The organism is Anaerorhabdus sp., from assembly GCF_036641015.1.
Lineage (GTDB): Bacteria > Bacillota_I > Bacilli_A > Erysipelotrichales > Erysipelotrichaceae > Anaerorhabdus.
This window is the reverse complement of record NZ_JAVWFO010000058.1, coordinates 1-11,069: the sequence shown is the minus strand read 5'-3', so window position 1 is coordinate 11,069 and position 11,069 is coordinate 1. Positions and strand designations below refer to the sequence as shown.

Sequence of the window (11,069 nt, the reverse complement as noted above, 5' to 3'; positions counted from 1 at the left end):
ACCTCGGCAACCTGATTAAGCACTAGGCCGTTGCTGTCTATGGTATATTGATAACGTTGTAATTATACTTATAAAGCAATCATTTGTCAAATAAATTCCGTTATTTTTTATCGTTAATTACAAAGATTTTCTCAAATTCTTCTACCGACATTGGTTTATAGTAACAATACCCTTGAATGAAATCACAACCAATATCTTTTAGATAATTTGCATATGCTTCAGTTTCAACACCCTCAGCAACTACTTCCATATTCAAATCATGAGCAATATCAACGATATGATGTATCAATGAACGCTCTTTTTCATTGTTAATATCCTTAAATAGAGACCGATCTATTTTAAGCTCAGACAATTGAACACTAGTTAAAATATCAAACGATGAAAATCCACTTCCAAAGTCATCCAACGCACAACTAAAACCAAAATCATAAATGCTATTAACTAAAGGCAACAAATGTTCAATATCATTAAGAACAATACTTTCTAGTAATTCAATCCTCACACAATCTGTTGGAATATTATATTTTTCAAAAGTATTTGAAAACTCCTTCATGAAGAATGTTCCATCAAAGTATGCCTTAGATAAGTTAAAGCTAATCGAAAACTTCTTACCATATTCATTTATCCATTTTTCCATATAACCACAAGCTATATCAAATAAATATAGATCCATTTCACGTATAAATCCATTTTCTTCCAAGTTAGGCAAAAAACTTGCAAGCGGAATCATTCCGTTTTTCGGGTCTATCCAACGAACTAACGCCTCTGCAGATTCTACCCTACCTGTTGCTAAGTTTACTTTAGGTTGTAAAAACAACTTAAAATCACCATTAGCTAAAGCAGTAGGAACTAAATTTTCTAGTTTTAGGAATTCTTCTTTTTGATCTTGGTACGAAATATAGTACATATCATAATTTGTTTCAGGGAATGTATATTCTGATGCCATTCTGCTAATTTCCGCATAGTAAAGCGCTGTATAGAACCCCACTTCTTGTTTAATTAATGGACAAAAACCCATTTCTAAATATAAAACTCTCCCATATTTTTCTTGAAAGTAATCCCTAACCGCAAAATGAAATTCATGTGCTCTTCGATGCAAGTCATCAAGATTAGCCTCACATTTTATTAACAAATTAAAATAACAAGAATGTATGCGCACTATGTATTCATCATCGCTTAAACACTCACACAAGCAGTCAAAACCCTCTTTTATAAATTTCTCACTTTCATCATCCGCAATCGCATGACTAAAAGCAGTGAAGTTTTTTAGCCGTATACAAACCAACGAATATTCTGATTGGCCATTAGCAAGCAGTCTATCATACTCACATCTAATTTTTTCTTCATTTGTGTGATCCAAATTAAAGTACATATTATGCAAAGTCATAAGCACTACCTTCCCAAATAACTACTATAACGCTACTTAAAGTATACTAGTTTTGAAAATGTTTTCAACGCAAGAAACCAATATATCAAAATAACGCAAGAAAATGTACATCAATTGTTTTTCATCCTTTCTTCTTTTAAAATAAAACTTAGAAAGGATGAGACATATGAAATTATCATTCATTGTCTTTTCATCCGTTTTATTATTAACCGGTTGTGTCTCAAACAACACAACCCCTAGCTTCTCACCAACTTACGATGTTACGACTAAAGCCACACAATATGACAAAGTAACAAATACCACGATCAACTTTAACGGAATAGATTATGCAATTTCACTTACCCCTAGTGACATAGATAAAATTATACACGATAAAGAGCCAACTGCAGTCATCACAAAATACGATTTAGATGATATCGATGATCAAATTGTATATGAAGTCGAAATCTATTTAAGAAATAAATATGCAGTTAAAATTGACGCCAATACTGGTGAAATTATAGAATGGATGATAAAAGACTAAAAAACCTTGGGGCATAATCCCAAGGTTTTAATCTTTAAAATGACTATTAAATTTTCCCCAATAAATATTACTATCTTTATTAAGGACATACAGCAACAACACTCCGATAACGATAATCCCTAACATACCAACTTGAATCAACCCTGTGAAACCTTCCGAAATTCCCACAAACATTAATACACCTTCCAACAAAAACATACCTATGATTATAACAATTTCTTTTAGCATCGCTATCACCTCTTCTATCTATACTATACATTAAATAAGAAAAAAAAGTAGAGATACTATCTTTATCCCTACTGTAAATACGTAATCTTTTCTAAAAATTCTTTAGCACGATCTGTCTTTGGATTTTCAAAGAAATCCGCTGGATTACTTTCTTCAACAATCTTACCTTCTTCAAGAAATAAAATACGTGAAGCAAGCTTCTTTGCAAACCCCATTTCATGAGTAACCACAATCATACTCATTCCCTGTTCCGCTAAATCCTGCATTACCTTTAATACTTCACAAACCATTTCAGGATCTAATGCTGATGTAGGCTCATCAAACAACATAAATTCTGGATTCATAGCTAATGATCTTGCGATTGCTACCCGCTGTTTTTGACCGCCTGACAATTGATTTGGATATGCATTTATTTTATCTTCCAATCCAACTTTAACTAATAATTCTTTAGCTAAAATTATCGCATCTTCTTTACTCATTTTAAGAACTTCAATTGGTGATAATGTAAGATTTTCTAGCACTGATAAATGTGGAAATAAGTTAAAATGTTGAAACACAAACCCCATCTTATTTTGTTGTGCTACATTTTTTTTATCAAAAGCTACGCCATCAATAAATATATTTCCACTATCTACTTCTTCTAAACCTTTAATAGCACGAAGCAGTGTACTTTTACCACTTCCACTAGGACCTATCAAGCAAACAATCTCACCTTTTTGAATTTCAACTGATACATCATCTAATGCTTTAACTTTACCAAATGTTTTAACTAAACTATTCGCTTTAATCATTAGCCGCTAACCTCTTTTCTAGCTTATTAGCGAAGAACGATACAACGCTTGTCATAATTAAATACATAATTGAAGCTGCTACTAGAAATACAACATAATTATAGTAGCGAGCCCCTAATATTTGTGCACCCTGTAATAGTTCAACAGCTCCTATACAAGATATTAAACATGAATCTTTTATTAACATAATAAATTCTGAAACAAGTGGTGGAAGGACATTTTTAAACGCTTGAGGAAGAATAATCTTTCTCATGGTCAAACCATAAGGTAGACCTAAAGTTTGACATGCTTCCCATTGACCTTTATCGATAGATTGAATTCCCCCACGGATAAGTTCAGTAACATATGCACCACTATTTATACTAATTGCGATTACCCCAATAACATATGGATTAACACGTATAAAGCTACCCGTAATCATTTTATAAATAAGCGGAAATCCAAGATATAAAAACAAGATTTGTAATAACATCGGTGTTCCACGTATAAAGTCTACATAAATCTTTGCAATTAATTGCAAGATCTTGTTTTTAGATATTTTCATAGCAGCACCAATAATCCCAAGTATCGTACCAAATGTAAATGTTAGTAACGCAATAATTAATGACATCATTGCACCATTAAGCAAATATCTAATGTTTTCAAATGTAAGCATGTTACTTAAAGTCATTTTAGTTTAATTCCCACTTTTCTAATATTTCTTGATATTCTTCAGTTTGTTTTACTTCTTCAATTATTTCATTAATTTTATCCATTAGTGCAGTATTTCCTTTTTTAGCAATTATATAATTCTTATCATCTTGAATAGGTTCTTCTAACATTACAAACCCTGCATTTTTAACATAGTTTTCAGCAACCGGTTTATCAATGATTACTGCATCATACGCATTATTCTTTAATGATTCCATCATGATGTTAACATTTGCAATACTATTTACTTCTGCGCCCTCAACATTCTTTGCCGCTGTTTCACCAGTAGCACCTAGTTGCGCAGCTAATACTTTACCTTTTAAATCATCAATTGTTTTGATATCGCTATCCGGATTAACAACCACTACTGTTGCGCTATCTGTATATGGTGTTGAAAATAATACATCACGTTCTTCATCATAAGTGAAACCAGAAACCCCTAAATCAACTTGATCCATTTGAATAGATGAAATAATTGTAGAGAAATCCATTTGTACCCATTCCAATTTATATTCAGTACCTTCAACTGCATTTAGTGTATCTACAATAAGAGTCATAAAATCTACATCAAACCCTATAATTTGATTATTTGTATCTAATGCTTCGTATGGTGGATAGTCAGGTGAAACTCCAATTGAAATGATTCCATCTTGCACTAATGATTCATTCCAACTAGTTGTTGTTTCTTCAGTTGGTGTATTTGTTGTCTCAGTAGTTGGTGTTGTTTCAGCGGGTTTACTACTACACCCAACAAGTACTAGCATAGCTAGTAACATAATTCCTAATTTTTTCATTTTCTTTCTCCTCTATTAGTTTATTTTAAATTTTAGTAAGCAACGAACTACATCGTCGTTTTGCCCACCATTTCTCTTTCAATTTCATATTCTTTCTCCCTTGATAAATAAAAAACGCCTCTATTTTACAAATAGAGACGAAAAATTCCGCGGTACCACTCTGATTATTTAGCTTCACTAAAAAACTAAATCCCTTACCTTTAATGCAGGTTCACATTCATCTTACTAACATACGATGAATCTCAAAAGCTCGTTTCGTTTACCTTCCTCATTCCCACTTTCACCTAACAGGGCTCTCTAATAAAGTATCCAGTAAAGTACTACTCTTTCTCTTCGATGTAACTTAGTTTATGTTAATTCAAAGTGAAAGTCAATAGTGAAATGTAAATATTTTCAATTATTTGTAAATATTTACAATCACTTTACATTTATCTTATTTTCCTAAACTTTCTAACTACAAGTTTAAACAATTCCGATAAAACAATTACAGATGCGGCTATACAAATTAGTTTAATCCACATTGATAATTCTAATGGAACCGTATTAAAAAATGCTCCTGCATATTGAATGATTAATACCTGTAGCACGAATGTGCAACCGACAGTAATTAACATAATTTTATTTTTAAAGAAGTGTTTAAAAATACTTGAATCATGTAATTCACGACAATTAAAAGCGTTGAATAATTGGAATAATACAAACATTGTAAATAATACGGTTGAAACTTGATCACTAGGCACATTTAGGAAATTGAACAAATATTGACCTAAGAACACCAGTGACATATAAACTCCCGTAACAACAATTCTAATTAGCATTGTTTTAGAAATAATATTATCACTACGTTTTGTAGGCTGACGCGACATTAAGTCATCCGTGTTAGGTTCTAAACCCAATGTTAAAGCTGGAGGACCATCCATGATAATGTTTATCCACAATAACTCTAACGCAGTAAATGGCGCCGGCAACCCAAATAGAATAGAAACAAAAACAACAATAACCGAAGCCAAATTAACCGTTAATTGGAAACTAATGAAACGTTTGAAATTTTCATAGATATTGCGACCCCATTCAACCGCATGAACAATTGTCGCAAACGAATCATCGAGCAATACAATATCGCTAGCTTCCTTTGATACTTCAGTTCCCGATATTCCCATCGCAACACCAACATCTGCATTTTTCAAAGCAGGTGCATCATTTATACCATCACCTGTAACCGCAACAACATTACCCGTAGATTTTAGTAATTTTACAATTCGCATTTTAGTTGTTGGGGTACTTCGAGCTATTACGCTTATCATAGGCAATTTGGTTAACAATTCATCATCACTTAACTCCGCTATTTCTTTTGCCTCAACCGCAATCTCCCCATGATCTAATAAATGTAATTCATTGGCGATAGCTGTTGCTGTAACTATATTATCACCTGTTAATATTTTTAAATCTATACCTGCATGACGACATTGATTAACAGCATCTTCCACTTCTTTTCGAAGAGGATCACTAATCGCAACAAAGCCATCAAACTCCATATTACTCTCTAACTCATCATGTTTCGATTCATCTTTACACTCTTGAATTGAATTTATTTTTTTATGTGCAAACGCAATAATACGCATTGCTTTTCTTTGCGCCTGTTCAATATATCCTTCAATTTCATTACGTGAATCCTTTGCAAGATTACACATTTCAATTACACACTCAGGACTTCCTTTTACATAAGTCACAATTTCACCATGCACTTTTGAAATTGTTGTCATGTGTTTTAGCTCTGATGAAAATGGAAATGAATGTACCAATTCATGATCCGCTCTTTCCTCACGATATGACATTCCACACTTTTCACGCATCATCGATTTCTCATAGAATTCTAGCACCGCACATTCTGTTGGATTACCAATAAACAACCCATCAGCACCTATATCCGCTGTACTATTTAAACATATATTATGCCCAAAATATCCACACGATAATTCTGTCACATCCGTATGCCACGAATCATCATAAAACGCTTTAACCGTCATTTTATTTTCTGTTAATGTACCTGTTTTATCAGAACATATAACATTGATACAGCCAATAGTCTCTGATGCTATCATCTTTTTTACTAAGGCGTTTTGCTTAGATAATTTAATTATATTTATAGAAAGTGATACTGCAACAATTGTTGGTAAACCTTCTGGTACTGCCGCAACAATTAAAACAATACTTGTCACAAATGCTTCCATTACTTCCTCAAGATTTAAATCACCATTAAGCGAAAATGAAATCACTTGTGATACAAAAACAATGGTCGCTGCAATTACGCCAAGTATTGTAATTGTCTTACCCAACTTCGCAAGTTTTTCTTGTAATGGTGTACTTGTTTTTCTTTCACCACCCAATTCTTGTGCAATTTTACCAAACTCTGTAGAATCACCAACTGCTGTTATCAACAATCTACAATGTCCGCTTGTAATGTAGGTACCACTATATAACATGTTAGCACGTTCTGCTAATGGCAATTTTGCATCCAACGCCTCAAAATTTGCATCTTTATTAGCTGGTATACTTTCACCAGTTAAAGCTGATTCATCAACTGCTAGACCTACACTTTCAATTAATCTACCATCACCGGGAATCTTATCACCAGTACTTAAAATTAAGATATCCCCAACAACTAATTCAGCTTGATTTAATAATACTGCACTCCCGTTTCTCAATCCTTTAACCACTGTATTATTGCTTATCTTTGATAAGGCTTCAAACGCTTTTGCACCCTTACCTTCCATAACAACACTAATGATAACCGATAAAGAGATAGCTACAAATATCCCAACACATTCCAGGAAATCTGCTTCCCCACCAGTAACATTACGGAATATATTAACCGCTAGTGCAATTACTCCCGCCATAATAAGCATAACAATCATTGGTTCAGTTGCGGCATCCCATAACCTTTTAAGTAATGACTCCCTTTTTTGCTTAGTCAATGTGTTAATCCCATACTTTTTTCGGTTTAGCGCTACCTGATCAGTCGTTAAACCGGTGACAACATTTGAGTTAAACTCATTAACCAGTTTTTCTTTTTTCTCTACAAATTCAATCATAACTCGTCTCCCATTCCCAACAACATAAAAGACCCACATACGAACGAAATAGCGAATTATTAAAAATCCTCTATTCCGCCCATACATGAGTCTCGTTCTTTAAGACAAGCCAGACTTTACAGTCAGTTTGTTGACATGCCACACATCACTGTGCAAACTACTCCCCCACAAGGGTTATTTTGTTGTGCGCTTATCGTATCATCCACACTTTTAGTTAGTCAAGACTAACCTTATTCCTTAACTATTATATCACCGCACACAACATCATTATTTGACGTAAGTAGCAAATCTAACATTGATTATGAACTTCATTACCGCTTGTAAACATATCTATGTATCAAGAAACAGAAAAGAAGTAGTGCAAATAGCACTACTTCTTTAATATACGATTTAGAAATTCTTTTGTTCTTTCTTCTTTTGGATTTGTGAATATATCTTCTGGTGTACCTTCTTCCGCAATAACACCTTTATCCATAAACACAACATGATTAGCTACATCTCTAGCAAACTCCATTTCATGAGTTACTACTATCATCGTTAAACCTTCTTTAGCTAAATCTTTCATTACCTCTAATACTTCACCAACCATCTCAGGATCTAATGCTGATGTAGGTTCATCAAACAATAGTACCTCAGGATCCATACACAATGCTCTAGCAATCGCTACGCGTTGTTTTTGCCCTCCGGATAAAGTTGTACTAGATGCATTTGCAAAGCTCTCCATACCTACTTTACGCAAGTATTCCATCGCCTTAGCCTCAGCCTCTTCTTTAGAACGCTTTAAAACTTTCATTTGTGATACAGTACAGTTTTTAAGTACAGTCATGTTATTAAACAAATTGAATTGTTGGAAAACCATTCCTACGTGACTACGATATTTATTCACATCTTTTGTATGAAGAACATTCTCTCCATTCATTCTTATTTCTCCCTCATCAGGAGTTTCTAACATATTAATGCAACGAAGCAATGTAGATTTACCACTACCAGAAGCACCAATTAAACAAACAACACTGTTTTTTTCAACGCTAAAGTCAATTCCCTTTAAAACTTCCAAGTTACCAAAACTCTTATGTATATTTCTAATTTCAACTAGTGACATCTATTTCACCCTCTTTGCTAAATGAACACTCTTTGATGAGCTATCTGATTGTGGAAAGCTTGTACGTGTGTGATTCATTTTGCCTTCAATAATATGAAGAATAAATGAAGTAGTTGTTGTAAGTATTAAATAAATACATGCAACTACAAAGAATGTTTCTGGGAATTTATAGTTACTACCAGCAATCTTATTACCTTGATACATTAACTCAGTAATTGCAATTACCGATAATACTGAACTATCTTTAATATTTACAATAAATTCATTTCCAATTGCTGGAAATGCGTTTTTAATTGCTTGTGGCAATACAACTAACATCATTGTTTGGATATTAGACATACCCAAAGAACGTGCAGCCTCCGTTTGTCCTTTATCAACTGATTGAATACCTGAACGAATAATTTCCGACATATATGCACCAGTATTAATAGAAATAACAACAATACCCGCAAGGAATGGTCCCCACTTAAATACTTTTAAAAATGAATAATAAATAAATACTGCTTGTACCATCATCGGTGTTCCACGGAACACTTCAATATAAATTGTTGAGATTACATCATAAATCTTTTTAATTGTCTTTACTAATTTAGAAGAGCTATCATCTACCTTAATAGCCTTTAATCCACCTATTACTAATCCAATAATCAGCCCAATGATTGTACCACTCAATGCTACTATTAAAGTATTTTGTACCCCTAATAACAATGATGGCCAAGAAGTTTGTATTATCTTTGCAATTACTTCAAAGTCTAACATTATTCTGCTGTAGCTGGTTGACGATCAGTTGCTGCTTGCATGATCCCAACTCTTTCTTCTTCTGTAATTGTATCTAATGCTGATTGGACTTGATTTAATAATTCTGTATTTCCTTTTTTAATTGCAATTGAAACTGTTGTGTCAGCTTCAAATCCTTTTCCATCTTCAAATGTAACAATTTTAAGATCTGGATTTGCTGCTACTACCCCTTGTGCAACTGGTAATTCAGCAGTTAATGCATCAACTTCACCTTGTTGTAAAGCTAATACCATACGTGGATATGTAGCTTGAGGAGTCATATGATTAACACCTTCAATTTGATCAATAATTTCATCATATAATGTGTTTATTTGCCCTAATACTTTATATCCACTAAAATCTTGAATAGATGTTGCATTTGCTAATGCTTCATCACTTGCACGAACCACTAAAACCATTTGCGATTCATAATAAGGGTTTGTAAAATCTACTGCCTCTGCACGTTCTGGAGTTGCTGTCATACCTGCAATAATTGCATCAACTTCATCGTTGTTTAATGCTGTAATTAAACCTTCCCATGCAATTGATTTAACTTCTAATTCTTGTCCTAAAGAATCAGCAATTTTACGTGCCATTGCAACATCATAACCATCGCAATAATCAGTAGCTGAAATTTGAATAGCTGAATCATTGCTACTAGTTTGAGTCCAGTTAAATGGCGCATAATTACATTCCATTGCTACCGTAAATTTTTCTTTTGCTGTTTCCCCATCTGCTGATGGTTCCTTTTCTGCAGGTGTGCTTGAACATCCTACAAGCATTAGTCCTGCAATTAATAATGATAATAATTTTTTCATTTCCTTTTCCTCCTAGGCAACAAAAAATCGTATGCTCTATCACATACGATTTACTTAAAAGGTAAATTGTGCAATAGCGCCCTTCTTCTGAAGGAGTGTTATAAGTCTTTCTTATAACCCCATAGCGTTTCTCTACCAAGAAACCTATTCGGCGATGATTGCCTTTCTCTTGATTCATTGTCTGTCGACTCCTCAAGTTACTATTCTGCATCGCTACCTCTATATGATTTTGTTGTACTTCAATAATACAATATATTTTAATAATGTCAAATTTTTACAACGATTTCTTCATAATTTGTCCTAATATTTGTTATGTCCATACATTTATAGCGATTCCGAGCATTATTGGCAATGTTATTAATGAAAGCATTGTTGATAGACATATCATACTTGCTTCTTTACTCTTCACAAAAAAGCAGAGCTAATCATCATATGATAGTTCTTCTTTCATTTAAAATAATTCTAATCAATAAATTCTTTGAAAATGTTGTCTACTTTAATAGACCATAATCAGATTTTTTAATCATTTCTACAGCATTATTAGGAAATTTGTTTTTGACTTCTTGCTTTTGTATATCAAGTTCAGGTGTTAATAAAATAAGATCTGCATTAAATCCAATAGAATCTATTTTAGAATATTTATTAACATCTGTTATAACATTGATATTATTTTTTTAGCTAATTTATTCATTTTCACTGCAAGTGTAGTTGTATACGGATTTACGCCATTATCAACGTTTAAAGCCATACTATCCCTACTAAAATAGCTTCCACGTGTAAAACACGTGGTTCTGACTTAACCCTATAAGGGTTATTACCACACTGACCCTTAAGGGTCGTGTGAAGGGCCTGACAACTGTGCTTCAC

At 33.2% G+C, this 11,069-nt stretch carries 10 protein-coding genes, 1 riboswitch and 1 other annotated feature; of the genes, 1 reads left to right on the top strand and 9 read right to left on the bottom strand.

Translation table 11 applies throughout. The features are described from left to right. Positions 1 to 100 precede the first annotated feature (100 nt). Complete coding sequence (locus tag RR430_RS08010) at positions 101 to 1,387, bottom strand: EAL domain-containing protein (protein ID WP_332508903.1); 1,287 nt, start codon at positions 1,385 to 1,387, stop codon at positions 101 to 103. Between the two features lie 157 nt (positions 1,388 to 1,544). On the opposite strand from RR430_RS08010, the gene RR430_RS08005 reads away from it, so the two are divergent. Beyond that, positions 1,545 to 1,910 (top strand): PepSY domain-containing protein, encoded by a 366-nt coding sequence (locus RR430_RS08005; RefSeq protein ID WP_332508902.1) that lies wholly within the window; start codon positions 1,545 to 1,547, stop codon positions 1,908 to 1,910. Between the two features lie 27 nt (positions 1,911 to 1,937). Here the strand turns inward: RR430_RS08005 and RR430_RS08000 are convergent, their stop codons facing one another. The 8 genes from RR430_RS08000 to RR430_RS07965 all read right to left on the bottom strand — a co-directional run bounded on the left by RR430_RS08000 (position 1,938) and on the right by RR430_RS07965 (position 10,202). Next, positions 1,938 to 2,138, bottom strand: a complete 201-nt coding sequence (locus tag RR430_RS08000; protein WP_332508901.1) for a hypothetical protein — start codon at positions 2,136 to 2,138, stop codon at positions 1,938 to 1,940. Positions 2,139 to 2,206: 68 nt separating this feature from the next. Continuing rightward, the gene (locus RR430_RS07995; protein ID WP_332508900.1) at positions 2,207 to 2,929 is read right to left on the bottom strand and encodes an amino acid ABC transporter ATP-binding protein; all 723 of its coding nucleotides are present in this window, start codon (positions 2,927 to 2,929) and stop codon (positions 2,207 to 2,209) included. Then, entirely contained in the window at positions 2,922 to 3,599 is a 678-nt protein-coding gene (locus RR430_RS07990; RefSeq protein WP_332508899.1) for an amino acid ABC transporter permease, read from the bottom strand. Before RR430_RS07990 ends, RR430_RS07995 begins: the two co-directional genes overlap by 8 nt. 1 nt (position 3,600) lies before the next feature. After that, positions 3,601 to 4,413 carry a substrate-binding periplasmic protein gene (locus tag RR430_RS07985; protein ID WP_332508898.1) on the bottom strand — a complete coding sequence of 271 codons (813 nt, stop codon included), beginning with the start codon at positions 4,411 to 4,413 and terminating at the stop codon, positions 3,601 to 3,603. A 130-nt stretch (positions 4,414 to 4,543) separates the two neighbouring features. Then, positions 4,544 to 4,756, bottom strand: a binding site (T-box leader). Between the two features lie 85 nt (positions 4,757 to 4,841). Next, positions 4,842 to 7,505: a calcium-translocating P-type ATPase, PMCA-type gene (locus RR430_RS07980; protein ID WP_332508897.1), complete on the bottom strand. Its 2,664-nt coding sequence runs from the start codon at positions 7,503 to 7,505 to the stop codon at positions 4,842 to 4,844. A 370-nt stretch (positions 7,506 to 7,875) separates the two neighbouring features. Further along, positions 7,876 to 8,607, bottom strand: coding sequence for an amino acid ABC transporter ATP-binding protein (locus tag RR430_RS07975; protein ID WP_332508896.1), 732 nt, complete (start codon positions 8,605 to 8,607; stop codon positions 7,876 to 7,878). Further along, positions 8,608 to 9,366 (bottom strand): amino acid ABC transporter permease, encoded by a 759-nt coding sequence (locus tag RR430_RS07970; protein WP_332508895.1) that lies wholly within the window; start codon positions 9,364 to 9,366, stop codon positions 8,608 to 8,610. Further along, complete coding sequence (locus RR430_RS07965) at positions 9,366 to 10,202, bottom strand: transporter substrate-binding domain-containing protein (protein ID WP_332508893.1); 837 nt, start codon at positions 10,200 to 10,202, stop codon at positions 9,366 to 9,368. Before RR430_RS07965 ends, RR430_RS07970 begins: the two co-directional genes overlap by 1 nt. Before the next feature lie 66 nt (positions 10,203 to 10,268). Further along, a riboswitch (Lysine riboswitch) is annotated at positions 10,269 to 10,432 on the bottom strand. Positions 10,433 to 11,069 lie beyond the last annotated feature (637 nt).

Excerpts from the sequence above, each read along its gene's own strand:
- RR430_RS07995 (WP_332508900.1), bottom strand. The coding sequence starts at position 2,929 with ATGATTAAAGCGAATAGTTTAGTTAAAACATTTGGTAAAGTTAAAGCA.
- RR430_RS08005 (WP_332508902.1), top strand. The coding sequence starts at position 1,545 with ATGAGACATATGAAATTATCATTCATTGTCTTTTCATCCGTTTTATTA.
- RR430_RS08010 (WP_332508903.1), bottom strand. The coding sequence starts at position 1,387 with ATGACTTTGCATAATATGTACTTTAATTTGGATCACACAAATGAAGAA.
- RR430_RS07970 (WP_332508895.1), bottom strand. The coding sequence starts at position 9,366 with ATGTTAGACTTTGAAGTAATTGCAAAGATAATACAAACTTCTTGGCCA.
- RR430_RS07975 (WP_332508896.1), bottom strand. The coding sequence starts at position 8,607 with ATGTCACTAGTTGAAATTAGAAATATACATAAGAGTTTTGGTAACTTG.
- RR430_RS07990 (WP_332508899.1), bottom strand. The coding sequence starts at position 3,599 with ATGACTTTAAGTAACATGCTTACATTTGAAAACATTAGATATTTGCTT.
- RR430_RS07985 (WP_332508898.1), bottom strand. The coding sequence starts at position 4,413 with ATGAAAAAATTAGGAATTATGTTACTAGCTATGCTAGTACTTGTTGGG.
- RR430_RS07980 (WP_332508897.1), bottom strand. The coding sequence starts at position 7,505 with ATGATTGAATTTGTAGAGAAAAAAGAAAAACTGGTTAATGAGTTTAAC.
- RR430_RS08000 (WP_332508901.1), bottom strand. The coding sequence starts at position 2,138 with ATGCTAAAAGAAATTGTTATAATCATAGGTATGTTTTTGTTGGAAGGT.
- RR430_RS07965 (WP_332508893.1), bottom strand. The coding sequence starts at position 10,202 with ATGAAAAAATTATTATCATTATTAATTGCAGGACTAATGCTTGTAGGA.